At 45.5% G+C, this 16,588-nt stretch carries 13 protein-coding genes; 5 read left to right on the top strand and 8 right to left on the bottom strand.

Annotation, left to right across the window (positions count from 1 at the left end; translation table 11 throughout):
- Positions 1-10: 10 nt before the first annotated feature.
- The 4 genes from ONE56_RS02100 (at position 11) to ONE56_RS02085 (ending at position 3,483) form a co-directional block, all read left to right on the top strand.
- On the top strand, positions 11-964 hold the full coding sequence (locus ONE56_RS02100; RefSeq protein WP_423840175.1) for a cobalamin biosynthesis family protein: 954 nt from the start codon (positions 11-13) through the stop codon (positions 962-964).
- Entirely contained in the window at positions 961-1,788 is an 828-nt protein-coding gene (gene btuF, locus ONE56_RS02095; RefSeq protein WP_423840174.1) for a vitamin B12 ABC transporter substrate-binding protein BtuF, read from the top strand. The genes ONE56_RS02100 and btuF overlap by 4 nt, the downstream gene beginning before the upstream one ends.
- A 69-nt stretch (positions 1,789-1,857) precedes the next feature.
- Positions 1,858-2,478 (top strand): TRIC cation channel family protein, encoded by a 621-nt coding sequence (locus ONE56_RS02090; protein ID WP_041156936.1) that lies wholly within the window; start codon positions 1,858-1,860, stop codon positions 2,476-2,478.
- 135 nt (positions 2,479-2,613) lie between these two features.
- Positions 2,614-3,483, top strand: coding sequence for a LysR family transcriptional regulator (locus ONE56_RS02085; RefSeq protein ID WP_041156935.1), 870 nt, complete (start codon positions 2,614-2,616; stop codon positions 3,481-3,483).
- Here the strand turns inward: ONE56_RS02085 and ONE56_RS02080 are convergent.
- The 6 genes from ONE56_RS02080 to secA form a co-directional block, all read right to left on the bottom strand.
- Entirely contained in the window at positions 3,410-4,189 is a 780-nt protein-coding gene (locus tag ONE56_RS02080) for a TSUP family transporter (RefSeq protein WP_331438095.1), read from the bottom strand. The two genes, ONE56_RS02085 and ONE56_RS02080, sit on opposite strands and share 74 nt — an antisense overlap.
- Positions 4,190-4,395: 206 nt before the next feature.
- On the bottom strand, positions 4,396-7,614 hold the full coding sequence (gene carB / locus ONE56_RS02075) for a carbamoyl-phosphate synthase large subunit (RefSeq protein WP_331438096.1): 3,219 nt from the start codon (positions 7,612-7,614) through the stop codon (positions 4,396-4,398).
- 16 nt (positions 7,615-7,630) lie between these two features.
- Entirely contained in the window at positions 7,631-8,770 is a 1,140-nt protein-coding gene (carA, locus tag ONE56_RS02070; RefSeq protein WP_041156934.1) for a glutamine-hydrolyzing carbamoyl-phosphate synthase small subunit, read from the bottom strand.
- A gap of 481 nt (positions 8,771-9,251) precedes the next feature.
- Positions 9,252-10,061, bottom strand: a complete 810-nt coding sequence (dapB, locus tag ONE56_RS02065) for a 4-hydroxy-tetrahydrodipicolinate reductase (protein ID WP_041156933.1) — start codon at positions 10,059-10,061, stop codon at positions 9,252-9,254.
- Positions 10,062-10,174: 113 nt separating this feature from the next.
- Entirely contained in the window at positions 10,175-10,576 is a 402-nt protein-coding gene (gene mutT / locus ONE56_RS02060) for an 8-oxo-dGTP diphosphatase MutT (RefSeq protein ID WP_041156932.1), read from the bottom strand.
- A 70-nt stretch (positions 10,577-10,646) separates the two neighbouring features.
- The gene (gene secA, locus ONE56_RS02055) at positions 10,647-13,373 is read right to left on the bottom strand and encodes a preprotein translocase subunit SecA (protein ID WP_041156931.1); all 2,727 of its coding nucleotides are present in this window, start codon (positions 13,371-13,373) and stop codon (positions 10,647-10,649) included.
- Positions 13,374-13,756: 383 nt separating this feature from the next.
- On the opposite strand from secA, the gene ONE56_RS02050 reads away from it, so the two are divergent.
- Positions 13,757-14,212, top strand: a complete 456-nt coding sequence (locus ONE56_RS02050; RefSeq protein ID WP_423840173.1) for a DUF721 domain-containing protein — start codon at positions 13,757-13,759, stop codon at positions 14,210-14,212.
- 103 nt (positions 14,213-14,315) lie between these two features.
- Here ONE56_RS02050 and lpxC read toward each other — a convergent pair whose 3' ends face one another.
- On the bottom strand, positions 14,316-15,233 hold the full coding sequence (gene lpxC / locus ONE56_RS02045) for a UDP-3-O-acyl-N-acetylglucosamine deacetylase (protein ID WP_041156929.1): 918 nt from the start codon (positions 15,231-15,233) through the stop codon (positions 14,316-14,318).
- 101 nt (positions 15,234-15,334) lie between these two features.
- Complete coding sequence (gene ftsZ / locus ONE56_RS02040) at positions 15,335-16,570, bottom strand: cell division protein FtsZ (protein ID WP_423840172.1); 1,236 nt, start codon at positions 16,568-16,570, stop codon at positions 15,335-15,337.
- Between the last annotated feature and the right edge of the window lie 18 nt (positions 16,571-16,588).

The following is a 16,588-nucleotide window of genomic DNA, read 5'->3' as shown; positions in this document are numbered from 1 at the left end:
CAAAAACTTCATGGAAGATATTTTTCAGCAATTTTATGCCAATGGTGCACTCCTCGTGATGTGGGGTGCATTGTTGTTCCATCTGATTCTTCCAATACCACCAACTGCACATCCAACGCTGATATGGCGCAAGCTATCCATACAACTGGCTATCAAAGTCAATCGCAATAACAGTTATTCGCAAAGTATGATTTCAGGAAGTTTAGCGCTGATATTAATGCTCTTTCCCTGCTTCGTCTTACTTATCGCGATGAAACCGTTAGTCTGGCAAGCGCCATTGTTTGAACTTGCTCTGCTCTTGCTTGCCTTAGATTGGCGAAGTAATGAAGTTTTCACCAAGCAACTCGTTGAAGCTATGGCGAACGAGGATAAAGCCCAATGTCGACAACTATTGGCTCCCACCCTCAACCGTGATACCCAAAGCTTATCCTTATTAGGCATAGGAAAAGCTGGTGCAGAAACTATTATAATGGGCTACGGGCGTAATGTCGTTTGTGTGTTGTTTTGGTACGCGCTTACGGGAGGCATTGGCGCTCTCATGTATCGCCTGACATCTGAATTAGCTCGCACTTGGTCACCAAGTCGCCATCAATACGTTCCGTTTGGAAAGCCAGCTGTGCAGCTATTGGCGGCACTCGAACTGATTCCATTACGACTTTTTTCCCTACTTGTCGTGGTAGGGAAAAGTCCGTCTCAAATCGTAGGCCATATTCAACAACAAGCGCCTGCTTGGCCACTACCGGGACCAGCTTGGCTATTGTGCGCAGTAGGTAACAAGTTACAACTCGCCTTGGGTGGGCCAGCAGTGTATCAAGGTATACGTGCAGAACGTGCGAAAATTGGTGGACGTATCGCCCCTTCAGCTATCCATCTTAACCAAGTTCAAACCTTGTTGGTTTGGCGTATTTTTACCTGGATTGCTCTCCAAAGCCTCCTGCTCGGACTGATTTATCAAGGACTATGATGAACATAATCTACGTCGCGTTTGCACTACTCTTTACGACTGCCGCACTGGCCAATCAACCCGCGCAACGAGTCATCAGCTTAGCGCCTCACGCAACAGAAATTGCCTATGCAGCAGGTCTTGGAGACAAGTTAGTTGCAGTCAGCGAATTGAGTGATTATCCCGAGCAAGCCAAGATGCTAGAGAAAGTCTCAAACTATCAAGGTATAAAACTCGAGCGTATCATTGCACTAAAACCGGATCTGGTGATTGCGTGGCCTGCAGGAAATCCAGCTAAAGAAATTGAAAAACTCAAACAATTCGATGTCCCTATTTACTACTCCAAAACAGGAAAGTTAGCGGATATTGCATTCAATATTGAGCAGTTAAGCCACTACAGCGAACATCCTGAGATAGGCCAACAAGCCGCAGCGAATTTTAGAGCTCAACTCAACTCGTTAAAAACAAAGTACAACACCGAAGATAAAGTCCGTTACTTCTATCAATTGAGTGAAAAGCCGATTATCACCGTCGCTGGAACAAACTGGCCCAGCGAAGTGTTTACCTTTTGTGGCGGCGAAAATATTTTTTCCCAAGCCAGTTCCCCCTATCCGCAAGTCAGTATCGAGCAAGTCATAACGCGCCAACCAGAAGTCATTTTTACATCACGACACGCAATGAGTCATGACGGCATGTGGGCGGAATGGAAAAATGAACTGCCTGCGATGAAAAACGGCCATACGTGGTCATTGAATGCAGACTGGATTAATCGCCCAACGCCTAGAACATTAAATGCGATTACTCAAGTTTGCGAATACTTTAAAATCGTTCGTCAAAACCGCTAACGCTCTTGGTATAAATACCGTACAATTTCCGCCCATTTTTTCTCAGATATAGTTAAGGTGCCAAGTAACATGGATTCCATGCTGCTTTATATGATCGATTTATTCGGAACAGCGGTTTTCGCTGTGTCAGGAGTCATACTTGCGGGTCGGCTGAAGATGGACCCTTTTGGTGTGGTTGTTCTTGCCAGTGTCACAGCCATTGGTGGCGGCACGATACGAGATATGGCGCTGGGTGCAACCCCCGTATTTTGGATCACCGACACAACTTATCTGTGGGTCATTTTCGTCACCTGTTTACTGACCATGCTTTTAGTACGCCGTCCAAAACGCCTTCCTTGGTGGGTTTTACCAGTATGTGATGCTATAGGGCTCTCTGTATTCGTTGGTATCGGGGTAGAAAAAGCCATGACATACAATGAGTCCGGGTTGGTTGCCGTGATCATGGCGGTCATCACTGGCTGTGGCGGCGGAATTATACGAGACGTACTTGCTCGCGAAGTTCCAATGGTGCTCAGAAGCGAAGTGTATGCCACAGCATGTATCATCGGTGGTATTTTTCATACGACGGCATTGAGCATGGGCTATGACCACTCAAGCGCCATGCTCGCAGGCGTAACCTCAACACTGATCATTCGCCTTGGGGCCATTCGATGGCATCTCTCGTTACCAACCTTTGCGATTAACCGCTAAATTTGCCCGGTAATGCTTTTATAGCAATACTTTTTCGAGTCGACATTCCGTCGACTCTTTTTACTTTATGGTCCTCGCTAACGGCCCTCTAATAGGATAAATTCATCCTACCATTCCTCTTTTTCATCAATTGTTATGTTATTAGAAGGCATCGAAACACTGCTCGTACTGAGTAGAGAAAAAACCATGAGCCGCACAGGCAGTCAACTGTATATTAGCCAGTCAGCCGTCAGCAAGCGGATTGCAAATTTAGAAAAAAAGCTTGGCAAAAAGCTGATTGAGCCCGACGGCAGGCACATCAAATTAACCTCCGATGCTCTGGCGCTCATCAATACAATAGAACCCACATTTAACGAGCTAAGAGGACAGATTTACGATCAACAAGAGCTCGAAGATACCTCATTAATCAAAATAGATTGTTCTGAAACTTTAGTGGCAGGCTATCTGAGTATCATTATGGAACAACGACTAGCATGGGATCCTTACCTCAGAATCTCAACTAATCATACGCCAAGAATCGTAGAGAACGTCAAATCTGGCCGAGCAACCCTTGGTTTCTGCGCGGGCTACTTACCTCCTCACCATGGCCTGATGAGCTTCCACCTTGGTGATGAGCCGTTCTCGGTAATCAGTAAGTACCCGCTAACACAACTACCACAAGCGATTTTAACCAACGACTTGAATAATCCAGCCAACACCTATCAACAAGCTATTTTGTCGAAGCACAATATCCAACCTTTGATGGAGATGGACTCCTACACGGCTGCAGCACAGTTGGCATTAGGCGGTATGGCGCCAGCGTTGATACCTAAATCAATCATCAAAACGCTCAATATTCCCCCCAATTTCTGCTACGAATTTAAAGAGTTAGAGCCCCTGATTCGCCCGATCCATGTCTGCTTACGGCACAACACTTATCGCAATCAGCGAATTAAAACAATGATAGAAGCCATTGCTGATGTTGTTGCCAAAGAAGTTTTGTTGCCATCAACATCGACATGGTAATCACGAGAGGTCGAATCCATTTCTGCCCCTTCGTCACCACGACTTTTGCACCTAACCGTGCGCCAATGAAACCGCCCACTGCCATGGTTAAACCAATTTCCCACACCGGCAGCCCAGCAAGGATAAAAAACAACAGCGCAGCGATGTTTGAAGTGAAATTGAGAATCTTGGTGCGTGCCGTGGCATCAACTAAAGAGAAATGACCCAGCGCAACAAAGCAAACCGTAAAGATAGATCCCGTACCGGGCCCAAAGAAACCGTCATAAAAACCAACCCCACCACCAATACAAAGCGCAAACATCGCCTCGGATAATCTGGGCTCGCCTTCGGTTTTCTTTGTCGTTGGAGCCAAAAGGAAGTACAGAGAGATGGCAATAAGAAGAAGTGGAATAAGACTAGTGAGGATGCCAGCATCAATAAATTGTACCGCTTCGGCACCAATCGCCGCCCCGATAAAAGTACAACAAATCGCAACGCGCATCTCTTTTAAACTGACAATGCCATTCCGGATAAAGTACAAACTAGCAGAAAAACTGCCAAATGAACTTTGTAATTTGTTGGTTGCCAATGCCTGAGTTGGACTAAGCCCTGCTGCCAATAAAGCTGGCAGCGTTATCAATCCACCGCCCCCTGCCATCGCGTCGATAAACCCTGCCACAGATGCAACAAAAAACAACGCGGTTAATACCTCTAACGTGAGCTCCACTGACACTTCCTTGTTCAAATATACTGAAGAGAGCTAAACGGTAGCACTGACTCCCTAAAACGAAAAAGGAAAGTCTAGATATCAACCTATTCCCAAAATTCATGAATACAAACAAATAAAAACAAAAAAGCCCGCTCAAATGAGCGGGCAATGAGGTTGTCATATAAGCTCTGACTTGCGAGCTTATTGATTTTTATTAAGTACGCTTACTTTATTTTCGCATGCAACTCTTGTACTGACATCACAGAGCTTTTCGCATCGGCTGTGTGAGACATACAGGTTGCAAACGCTGCGTTCAGCGTAGTGGTGTAGTTCACTTTCTCTGCCAGCGCTCCACGACGTAGAACTTTCGAATCTTCGATCGCTTGACGGCCTGCTGCCGTGTTCACAATGTAGGTATATTCGTTGTTCTTGATACGGTCAAGGATATGCGGACGACCTTCGTGTACTTTGTTAACCAGACGAGGATTGATACCCGCTTCGCCTAGAATTACTGCCGTACCGTGAGTCGCATCTAGCTGATAGCCAAGTTTTACTAACTTAGAAGCGAGATCAACCACACGCTCTTTATCGCCTTCACGTACTGATAGTAACGCACGGCCGCCTTCTGGATACACAGCGCCACAGCCAAGTTCCGCTTTCGCATAAGCTTCTGCGAACGTTGCACCGACGCCCATTACCTCACCAGTTGAGCGCATTTCTGGGCCCAATAACGGGTCAACGCCAGGGAACTTGTTAAACGGTAGAACCACTTCTTTCACTGAGTAGTAAGGAGGAATGATCTCTTTCGTAAACCCTTGCGACTCTAGAGATTGACCTGCCATAACACGTGCAGCAATTTTCGCTAATGGCGCACCAGTTGCTTTCGAAACGAATGGAACCGTACGCGCAGCACGAGGGTTAACTTCGATGAGGTACACTTCGTTGTCTTTTACGGCAAACTGAGTATTCATCAAACCACGTACACCCAGTTCAAACGCAAGCTTCTCAACCTGCTCACGCATCTTATCCTGGATTTCCTGGCTTAACGTATAAGCCGGTAGTGAACATGCTGAGTCACCTGAGTGAACACCCGCTTGTTCAATGTGCTCCATGATACCGCCGATAACCACTCGCTCACCGTCGCAGATAGCATCGATATCCACTTCTGTTGCGTCATCTAGGAAACGGTCTAGTAGTACTGGGGACTCATTCGATACACTGACCGCTTCGTTAAAGTAACGACGTAGATCTTGCTCATCGTAAACGATTTCCATCGCACGGCCACCAAGTACATACGATGGACGAACAACCAATGGGAAACCAATTTCTTTTGATTTCTCGATGGCTTGCTCCATCGCCGTTACCGTTGCGTTTTTTGGCTGAAGAAGGCCTAAACGTTCAACAGCAGCTTGGAAACGCTCACGGTCTTCTGCGCGGTCGATTGCATCTGGGCTAGTACCAATAATTGGCACACCTGCTGCTTCTAGGGCACGCGCCAGTTTCAGTGGTGTTTGGCCACCATACTGAACAATCACACCTTTTGGTTTTTCAACGCGAGCGATAGACAAAACATCTTCCAGAGTGACTGGTTCAAAGTACAAACGGTCAGACGTATCGTAGTCAGTCGATACCGTTTCTGGGTTACAGTTCACCATGATGGTTTCGTAACCGTCTTCGCGCAGTGCTAGTGATGCGTGTACACAACAGTAATCGAATTCAATACCTTGACCAATACGGTTTGGACCGCCGCCAAGAACCATGATCTTGTCTTTGTCTGTTGGGTTTGCTTCACACTCTTCATCGTAAGATGAGTACATGTAAGCCGTGTCAGAAGAGAATTCTGCTGCACACGTATCCACTCGTTTGTAAACCGGGTGAATGTCGAACTGTTCACGAGCGCGACGAATTTCGCTTTCAGCAACACCAAGTAGTTTAGAAAGGCGAGCATCAGAGAAGCCTTTACGCTTCAAGGTACGAAGCACGTCTTTGGTCAAGCCAGCGTAACCACCTGCTTTCACTTCTTCTTCTAGTTTCACTAGTTCTTCAATTTGAACCAGGAACCAGCGGTCAATGTTAGTCAGGTTGAATACACCATCAACCGACATGCCTGCACGGAATGCGTCAGCGATGTACCAGATACGCTCAGCACCAGCTTCTTTCAGTTCGTGACGAATCTTAGTCAGTGCATCTGGCGCTTCCAGATCAACCATCTCGTCAAAACCAGTCGCGCCAACTTCTAGGCCACGTAGTGCTTTGTGAAGAGATTCTTGTTGGTTACGACCAATCGCCATCACCTCACCAACTGACTTCATCTGTGTTGTCAGACGGTCGTTAGCACCTGCAAATTTCTCGAAGTTAAAGCGAGGAATCTTAGTTACTACGTAGTCGATAGTTGGTTCGAATGATGCTGGAGTTGCACCGCCCGTGATGTCGTTTTGTAGCTCGTCCAGAGTAAAACCAACAGCCAGTTTCGCTGCAATCTTAGCGATAGGGAAACCCGTTGCTTTCGACGCTAGAGCAGAAGAACGAGATACACGTGGGTTCATCTCGATGATAACCATACGGCCATCTTTCGGGTTGATACCAAACTGTACGTTTGAACCACCTGTTTCCACGCCGATTTCACGCAGAACTGCTAGCGATGCATTACGCATTAGCTGGTATTCTTTGTCCGTCAGGGTTTGCGCCGGTGCAACCGTGATTGAGTCACCCGTGTGGATGCCCATTGGGTCGAAGTTTTCGATTGAACATACGATGATACAGTTGTCCGCTTTGTCGCGAACTACTTCCATTTCATACTCTTTCCAACCGATTAGAGATTCATCGATAAGCAGTTCGTTAGTCGGAGAAAGATCCAGACCACGACGACAGATTTCTTCGAACTCTTCTTTGTTGTAAGCGATACCGCCACCAGTACCACCCATCGTAAATGATGGACGGATGATACAAGGGAAGCCAACCATGTCTAAAACTTTGTAAGCTTCTTCCATGCTCTTCGCAGTATCTGCACGAGGACACTCAAGGCCGATAGACTTCATTGCTTTATCGAAGCGAGAACGGTCTTCCGCTTTATCAATCGCGTCAGCGGTTGCACCAATCATTTCTACGCCGAACTCTTCAAGAACGCCATGCTTCTCTAGATCTAGAGCACAGTTAAGCGCAGTCTGGCCACCCATTGTCGGTAGAACCGCATCTGGACGCTCTTTTTCGATGATCTTGCGTACCACTTCCCATTGGATTGGCTCGATGTAAGTTGCATCAGCCATCTCTGGGTCAGTCATGATCGTCGCAGGGTTCGAGTTAACCAGAATAACTCGGTAGCCTTCTTCACGAAGTGCTTTACACGCTTGTGCGCCAGAGTAGTCAAACTCACATGCCTGACCGATAACAATCGGACCAGCACCAAGAATTAGAATACTTTGAATGTCAGTACGTTTTGGCATTATCTACTACTCCGAATTAAGCGCTGTGTTGTTTGATTAGTTCGATAAAGTGGTCAAAAAGCGGTGCTGCGTCATGTGGACCTGGGCTCGCTTCTGGGTGACCTTGGAAGCTAAATGCTGGCTTATCTGTACGGTGGATACCTTGCAGAGAGCCATCAAATAGAGATACGTGAGTTGCACGTAGGTTTTCCGGTAGCGTTGCTTCGTCCGCTGCAAAACCGTGGTTTTGAGAGGTAATCATTACAACGTTACGATCTAAATCTTTAACTGGGTGGTTCGCACCGTGGTGACCAAACTTCATTTTCACAGTTTGTGCACCAGACGCTAGCGCCAGGATTTGGTGACCCAGACAGATACCAAAGATAGGTAAGCCTTTTTCTAGGAACACTTTTGTTGCTTCAATAGCGTAAGTACATGGTTCAGGGTCACCAGGGCCGTTTGATAGGAAAACGCCATCTGGATTAAGAGCCAGTACTTCTTCTGCTGACGTTTCAGCAGGTACAACCGTTAAGCGGCAACCGCGGTCAACCAACATGCGTAGGATGTTTCGCTTTGCTCCGAAGTCGTATGCCACGACGTGGTACGGCAGCTCGCTGTCATCTTTCGCTTCTGGAAGTCCACTTTCGAGCGTCCACGAACCTTGCTTCCATTGATACGCTTCTTTTGTTGTAACTTCTTTCGCAAGATCCATTCCTTTTAAGCCAGGGAATTCTTTTGCTTTAGCCAACGCTAAAGCTTCATCTAAGTTATCGCCCGCAACGATACAACCGTTCTGCGCGCCTTTCTCACGTAAAATACGTGTTAGCTTGCGCGTATCGATGTCAGCGATACCAACAATGTGTTGCGACTTAAGATAATCAGAAAGGGATTGCTCATTACGGAAGTTAGAAGCGATAAGAGGAAGATCGCGAATCACAAGGCCTTGTGCGTGGATAGAAGAGGATTCTTCATCTTCGGAAGTGGTTCCGGTATTGCCAATGTGGGGATAAGTAAGAGTAACGATTTGCTGAGAATAGGAAGGATCAGTGAGGATTTCTTGATACCCCGTCATCGAGGTATTAAAAACGACTTCACCGACGGAAACGCCATCTGCCCCTATGGACACTCCGCGGAACACTGTCCCATCTTCTAGGACTAACAGTGCTAATTTACCCAAGACAACCTCCAGAATAAAAATGCAAAAAAAATAAATCAAACTGCAACAATGCCTTCCTTTACCTAAAAAGTTTATATAAATAGGTATTTCAGACAAATTGGCGGTATTCTAAAGACGGACTTAAATACTGTCAACATACAATCAAAAATAAATTATCTTTTTCTAGCCAGTAAAGCTAAACAGCCACAATAAGCGCTAAAAAAACAAGTTTAAACGCCATTTCCATCGTGACATAGGGATTTTTTATAAATTTCACAAGTTTGAACTTTTTCGACATCACAAAAAATCAGGACATCTTCACGCAAACGATACCCAAACAAAGAAAACTATATAATTTAAGCAATAAAGACAAAATTCACCACATAACCAGCAAAATCATCACCAAACTAGAGTGAAAATGGCGATTGTATCGTAGCGTTTCATTTACATCATTTTTAACATGTATAAAAAAGCCGGCATACGCCGGCGAATAATTATGTATTTACAGTTCGTTCAAACCTAAGACATCCGTCATGGTATAAAAGCCGGCTGGCTTAGTATGTAACCATGCTGCCGCTTTGACTGCACCATTGGCAAAGGTCATGCGGTCTGTGGCTTTATGCGTGATCTCGACACGCTCACCAATATCAGCGAACATCGCGGTATGCTCACCGATGATATCGCCTGCACGAATGGTCGCAAAGCCAATTTCATCTTTAGTACGCTCACCAGTAATGCCTTCACGAGCGTAGACAGCGACGTCATTGAGCTGGTTACCCATGGCGCCAGCAATCGCCTCTCCCATACCAATAGCAGTACCTGAAGGCGCATCAACTTTATGACGGTGGTGCGCTTCGACGATTTCAATATCGCAGTAGTCACCCATGACTTTGGCGGCTTTTTCTAGCAACTTAAAAACCAAGTTCACACCCACAGAGTAATTTGGAGCCATAACCACCGGCACTTGTTTAGCTGCCTCATCAATAAGCGCGCGTTCTTCATCACTGAAGCCAGTTGTACCGATCACAATGCTTTTACCATGCTGTCTGCATAACTCGAGGTTGGCCAATGTACTTACTGGCGCGGTAAAATCGATGATGACATCGAAGTTATCCACTTCTTTAGCGAGGTCATCTGTCAAAACAACATCAAACTTACCTTCCCCACAAAGCTCACCAATATCAACGCCCACTAATGAAGACTCCGGTCTTTCGGATCCTGCTGTAACTGAAGCGGTTTGGTTAAGATGTGAAGCTTTCACTAAGTTGCGGCCCATTCGGCCAGCTGCGCCTGCGATTGCAATACGAACCATTGCGTTGTCTCTCCTTCTCTGGATAACGACGTATCATCTCGTTATCTCTGGTTTCGCGGTCTCTTTTTAAACTAACAACATAGCTTGCTAACCACAAGGTGATTAGTACGAAACTATAAAGAAAACGTCTCGACGACTCGTTCAACAATCGGCTGATTAGCCTCTGGGAAAGTATATTGACCTAGCTCGCTAATGTTGACCCATCGACCTTCTTGGCCTTCTCGCCCATAAGGCTCGTTTTTAAACGCCGTCACTAAGATAAAATCAAACTTCAACGATTTATCTGGATAATCATATTCAAGGTGTTCAAACGGAACTTGCTCCGTCACCTGAATACCAATTTCCTCTTCCAGTTCACGTGCCATGGCCTGAGCGATGGTTTCACCAGCCTCAACTTTGCCACCAGGAAACTCCCAAAAACCACCTTTATGTTTGTCGGTTGGACGTTTAGTAATAAAGGCTTGCGATTTATCTTGGTTAAAGATGATCGCAGCAACAATGTGAATTCTTTTCATAGCTAATGCCTGTTCTCTTGATACAAAAAGAGCCGCCTAGGCGACTCTTTTTCATTTGGTAATAAACCAATTAGTCAATTTTGCCGTGGCACTGTTTGTACTTTTTGCCACTGCCACATGGGCAAGGTTCATTACGACCAACCTTTCGCTCATCGCGAACTACAGGTTGATGTGAATCTCCGGACTCTTCACCATCTGACAACTGGTTTTCTGCCGTTGCGTGTTGAGCTTGTGCCCGGCGAGCCGCTTCTTCGGCTTGTGCGCGACGCTGCTCTTCCATACGCTCAACTTCTTCCTGTTGCTGGACGCGAACCCGAGACAGTACAGTAATCACATCCGATTTTAGTGCATCTAATAAACCTTCAAACAGCTCAAACGATTCACGTTTGTACTCTTGTTTCGGGTTCTTCTGTGCATAACCACGTAAATGAATACCTTGACGTAAGTGATCCATTGCCGCTAAGTGCTCTTTCCAAAGCGTATCCAGCGTTTGTAACATCACGGATTTCTCGAAGTTACGTAGTACTTGGGCACCAACCACTTCTTCTTTCGCTTTGTAGACTTCAACCGCTAGCGCAATGATCTTTTCACGAAGTGCTTCTTCGTAAAGCTTGTCATCTTCTTCAAGCCACTGTTTAACTGGTGCATCCAGATCAAAGTCGGCTTTAAGACGTTCTTGAAGCCCTTCAACATCCCACATATCTTCAAGTGATTGTGGTGGAATGTACTCATCAATGATCGCCGTGATGACATCTTCACGATTCTGTTCGATCATTTCACTGATATCGTCAGCACTCATCAATTCATCGCGTAATTCATACACGACTTTACGTTGATCGTTTGCCACATCATCGTATTCCAGAAGCTGCTTACGAATATCGAAGTTACGTCCTTCAACTTTACGCTGTGCTTTTTCAATTGAACGAGACAGCATTTTCGATTCAATCGCTTCGCCTTCATCCATACCACTTTGGATCAGGTTAGCCATGCGATCCGAAGTAAAGATACGTAGCAGTGAGTCTTCCATCGACAGGTAGAAACGCGACGAGCCCGCATCACCCTGACGACCAGAACGGCCACGTAGCTGGTTATCGATACGACGAGATTCATGGCGTTCTGTACCAATAATGTGTAAGCCGCCTGCTTCCAGCACTTTATCATGCACGACTTTCCAATCCGCTTTGATCGCATCGATTTGCTCTTGGGTTGGATTTTCCAGCATTTCAACTTTTGATTGCCAGCTACCACCAAGCACGATATCGGTACCACGACCAGCCATGTTGGTTGCGATAGTCACCGCACCTGGCATACCGGCTTCAGCAACAATTTCAGCTTCTTTCTCGTGGAATTTAGCGTTCAATACATTGTGCTTAATCTTGGCTTTTTTAAGTGCGTTAGACAACAACTCAGATTTTTCGATCGATACCGTACCGACCAAAGTAGGCTGACCTTTTGCTACACGCTCTTTAATATCTTCGATGATAGCGGCGAATTTTTCTGCCTCAGTACGGTAAACGACATCAGGCATGTCGTTACGAATCATTGGTTTATTGGTTGGTACAACCACAGTTTCCAAGCCATAAATAGACTGAAATTCGAACGCTTCTGTATCCGCAGTACCCGTCATACCTGACAGTTTTTCGTAAAGGCGGAAGTAATTCTGGAAAGTGATAGAAGCCAGAGTTTGGTTCTCATTCTGAATCTTAACGCCTTCTTTCGCCTCTACCGCTTGATGCAGACCTTCAGACCAACGACGTCCTGGCATGGTACGGCCGGTATGTTCGTCAACGATAACCACTTCGCCTTCATCCGTCACAATGTAGTCAACGTTACGTTCGAACAGAACGTGCGCACGAAGTGCTGCATTCACATGGTGAAGTAAGCTGATGTTGGTTGGTGAGTAAAGTGTATCACCCTCTTCCATCAAACCATTTTTAACCATCAGTTCTTCGACAAACTCTTGGCCGGTTTCGGTCAGGTAAACTTGTTTTGCTTTCTCATCAAGTGTGTAGTGACCATCACCACGATACTCTTCTGAGTCTTCTTTATCTTGTCTTTTTAAATGTGGAATCAATAAATTAATGCGAGTGTACAGTTCTGAGCTGTCTTCGGCAGGGCCGGAAATAATAAGCGGAGTACGTGCTTCATCGATAAGAATGGAGTCGACCTCATCGACAACGGCAAAGAAACGCTCGCGCTGCACACGATCTTCGGTACGAAAAGCCATGTTGTCACGAAGGTAGTCAAAACCAAACTCGTTATTGGTTCCGTATAAAATATCGGCTTGGTATGCTTCTTTTTTCTCTTGCGGATGCATATTAGGCACGTTAACGCCAACGGTCATACCAAGGAATTCAAACAGTGGACGGTTTGTTTCTGCGTCACGCTTAGCCAAGTAATCGTTCACCGTAACAATGTGAACCCCTTTCCCAGCCAATGCATTAAGATAAGCGGGCAAAGTAGCAGTCAGTGTTTTACCTTCACCTGTGCGCATTTCTGCAATTTGACCAGAGTTCAGTACCATACCACCAATGAGCTGAACGTCGAAATGACGCATACCGTAAATGCGTTTTGACGCTTCGCGAACGGTTGCAAAAGCTTCTGGAAGAAGTTTATCAAGTGTTTCGCCTTTCTCTAGGCGCTCACGAAATTCAACGGTTTTCGCTTTCAGTTCTTCATCGGAGAGAGCCTCAAAAGTTGGCTCGTAATTATTAATCTCTTTTACAATTTTTCTAAGGCGGCGCAGTGTTCGGTCGTTGCGACTGCCAATAACTTTTGTCAGTAGCTTAGTTATCATTTTTCGTGGTTCTCTCTGTAATCAGACCGTTCCCGATCTTCTCATAATGCCTTCAGTCTCTACCAGTTTTGAACTAAGAATACTGAGATAAATCATTTATCAAAGATATTGAGCTCAAACATCCATATTTCAAGGCTAAATTTTGAAACAATGTGGCTTAGTGTAAGGATTTTTCACCAATACAACCATAAGTAGGCGTATTTGTTTGAAGCACTCTGAAATTTTTAATGAAATTGTACTGGATTTACTATTTATTCCTGTCATTTTTCAGAGTAAGTTGTGCTTGCGTTATACGATTACGTTTAAACGCGTTAATGTAAACTATACCTAGAGATAAAGCTGCTCTAGAATTGAGTATATCTAAACAAAATAAGATTTTACCTATGCGTGATCATCGCCCTACTTCTACCGAAGATGTTATTGCCGACTCTCAGTTTAAGCAGATTCAAGAGCATGCTGGAGAAATCTTGCAACTCAATCAAGCTTTACAAGCTATTCTACCACAAGGTACGGCAGATCATTGCCGTGTCGCGAATGTTCGCCACGGACATCTTTTGATCGACGTATCCAGCGCCTCGATCAAAATGAAGATCGATTATGATCGCCTAATGATCCTCAATAAACTACGCACCCAAGGTTACGCTAAGCTCGTTAGTGTTGAAGTTCGGATCAACCCATCACTATATCGAAACCGATTTGTGCAAGATGACCGTCCCAAACGGCCACCGTTAACAGAATCAGCCGCCAAATCATTGATGACCATTGCAGACATGGCACCACCTAAAATTCAGATGCGCCTCAAAAGGTTAGCGGATATGGCAGAAAAACCGAAACCATAGCATCCTTATTTATGATTCGCTTTGCCACTAACGGATAAACAGGACAAATTTTAGACAGAAAAAAACCAGGCCGAGACCTGGTTTTTGAATTTCTAACTTGGGGTTAAGCGAGTACCATATTTGGCTCTGCAAACGCCACTGGTGAGCCTACTTCTTCTTCGAACGTCGTCCATTCCCATGCTTCTTGGTCGGCCAAAACAGCACGAAGAAGTTGGTTATTAAGACCGTGACCTGATTTAAATGCACGGAACTCACCAATAATCGGGTGACCACACATGTAAAGGTCGCCAATAGCATCCAACACTTTATGAGTCACAAACTCATTTTCGAATCGTAAGCCTTCTTCGTTTAGAATGCGGTAATCATCCAAAACGATAGCGTTATCAAAGCTACCACCTAAAACAAGGTTTTGCGATTGTAAGTACTCGATATCACGCATGAAACCAAACGTACGCGCTCGAGATATCTCACGTACAAAACCTTTCGATGAAAAATCAAATAGAAGGCGTTGTTCGTCTGATTCAATCGCAGGATGCTCGAAGTCAATCTCGAAGTCCATGCGGAAACCATTAAATGGGACAAACTCTGCCCACTTATCGCCATCTTCGAAGCGAACTGGTTTCTTAATACGGATAAAGCGTTTTGGCACATTTTGCATTTCGATACCCGCTTGCTGAAGCAAGTATACGAATGGGCTAGCACTACCATCCATAATTGGAATTTCAGGTGCGTCAACCTCGACAACAATGTTGTCGATGCCCATACCAGCAAGTGCGGCATTCAAGTGTTCAACTGTTGAAATACGCACACCTTCGTCGTTAACCAATGCTGTACATAACATAGTGTCACGAACCGATGCTGGATCAGCTGGAAAATCTACAGGAGGATTCACGTCCGTACGACGATAAATAATCCCCGTATTTGCAGCAGCTGGGCGCAGAGTAAGCGTGACTTTACGACCAGAGTGGAGACCCACACCAGTTGTTTTCACTATTTCTTTCAGAGTACGTTGTCTGATCATCTGCTTGCCTCTTTACAATGCGCTACAAAACACAGTCGTTTGTAACATTGACCATGAATCCTATCATAATTTTGAACCGTGTCAAATTTATGGATTAAAGATTAATCAGCTTGACGACGCAAAAATGCCGGAATATCAAGATAGCCGTTTTCTTTTTCTTGCTTTGGCGCTGCTGAGCTTTGGCTCGGTGACGCTGCTGCAGAAGAAGCATTATTTGCTTGCTGATGAGTTACCTGTGGCTTCTCTTGCATTTGAGTCTGCAAGGTTTGTGCCGGTTTCTCTTCAGCTTGCGTTGCCGCTGCTTGTTGTTGTGGTTGAGCTTGTGTCGCTGGTGCGACATTCGCTTTTCCACCTGCAACGAGCGTAATATCAGGTTTTTTCTCGTTGCCAATACCTGTTGCTACCACAGTGACTCGGATTTCGTCAGTCATATCTGGGTCTAAAGACGTACCAATAACAACGGTCGCATTGTCAGAAGCAAATGCTTTAACGGTGTTACCAACTGTCTCAAACTCATCAAGACGCATATCCAGACCAGCAGTAATGTTAACAAGTACACCACGTGCACCAGCCAAGTCGATATCTTCAAGAAGTGGGCTCGAAATCGCCATTTCAGCCGCTTCTTCAGCACGATCTTCGCCTTTAGCAATGCCGCTACCCATCATCGCGTGACCCATTTCAGACATCACTGTTCTTACGTCGGCAAAGTCGACGTTGATCATGCCTGGACGAGTAATCAGCTCCGCAATACCTTGTACCGCATTTTTCAGAACATCATTTGCACTAGCAAACGCTTCCAATAGCGTGACACCACGACCTAGTACTTTCAGTAGCTTTTCGTTTGGAATCGTAATCAATGAGTCAACGTGTTTTGACAACTCATCAATACCTTGCTCTGCAAACGCTAAACGCTTCTTACCCTCGAAACTGAATGGTTTCGTGACGACAGCAACAGTAAGAATATTGAGTTCTTTTGCTACTTCAGCAATAACAGGAGCTGCACCAGTCCCTGTACCACCGCCCATACCCGCTGCGATAAACACCATATCGGCACCGGTTAGGGAATCTTTAATTCTATCTCTGTCTTCGAGAGCTGCCTCACGGCCAACCTGTGGATTCGCACCTGCCCCCAGACCTTTAGTGATATCCCCACCAATCTGAATGACATTGCCAACGCTTGTCTTACGAAGTGCTTGCGCATCAGTATTTACGCTGATGAATTCCACACCTTCGATGGATTCACGCACCATGTGTTCAACAGCGTTACCACCGCCGCCACCAACTCCAACGACCTTGATTACTGCATCGTCAGACATTTCCATCATCGGTTCAAACATGTGTTGTCTCCGTTTATC

Source organism: Vibrio mytili, assembly GCF_049563345.1.
In the GTDB taxonomy this organism is placed as follows: domain Bacteria; phylum Pseudomonadota; class Gammaproteobacteria; order Enterobacterales; family Vibrionaceae; genus Vibrio; species Vibrio mytili.
The sequence above is the reverse complement of the archived record's forward strand: the minus strand, read 5'-3'. Positions and strand labels throughout refer to the sequence as shown.

What these genes read in the sequence shown, in the direction of transcription:
- ONE56_RS02100 (WP_423840175.1), top strand. Translation starts at nt 11, where the DNA reads ATGGAAGATATTTTTCAGCAATTTTATGCCAATGGTGCACTCCTCGTG.
- btuF (WP_423840174.1), top strand. Translation starts at nt 961, where the DNA reads ATGATGAACATAATCTACGTCGCGTTTGCACTACTCTTTACGACTGCC.
- ONE56_RS02090 (WP_041156936.1), top strand. Translation starts at nt 1,858, where the DNA reads ATGGATTCCATGCTGCTTTATATGATCGATTTATTCGGAACAGCGGTT.
- ONE56_RS02085 (WP_041156935.1), top strand. Translation starts at nt 2,614, where the DNA reads ATGTTATTAGAAGGCATCGAAACACTGCTCGTACTGAGTAGAGAAAAA.
- carB (WP_331438096.1), bottom strand. Translation starts at nt 7,614, where the DNA reads ATGCCAAAACGTACTGACATTCAAAGTATTCTAATTCTTGGTGCTGGT.
- dapB (WP_041156933.1), bottom strand. Translation starts at nt 10,061, where the DNA reads ATGGTTCGTATTGCAATCGCAGGCGCAGCTGGCCGAATGGGCCGCAAC.
- mutT (WP_041156932.1), bottom strand. Translation starts at nt 10,576, where the DNA reads ATGAAAAGAATTCACATTGTTGCTGCGATCATCTTTAACCAAGATAAA.
- secA (WP_041156931.1), bottom strand. Translation starts at nt 13,373, where the DNA reads ATGATAACTAAGCTACTGACAAAAGTTATTGGCAGTCGCAACGACCGA.
- ONE56_RS02050 (WP_423840173.1), top strand. Translation starts at nt 13,757, where the DNA reads ATGCGTGATCATCGCCCTACTTCTACCGAAGATGTTATTGCCGACTCT.
- lpxC (WP_041156929.1), bottom strand. Translation starts at nt 15,233, where the DNA reads ATGATCAGACAACGTACTCTGAAAGAAATAGTGAAAACAACTGGTGTG.
- ftsZ (WP_423840172.1), bottom strand. Translation starts at nt 16,570, where the DNA reads ATGTTTGAACCGATGATGGAAATGTCTGACGATGCAGTAATCAAGGTC.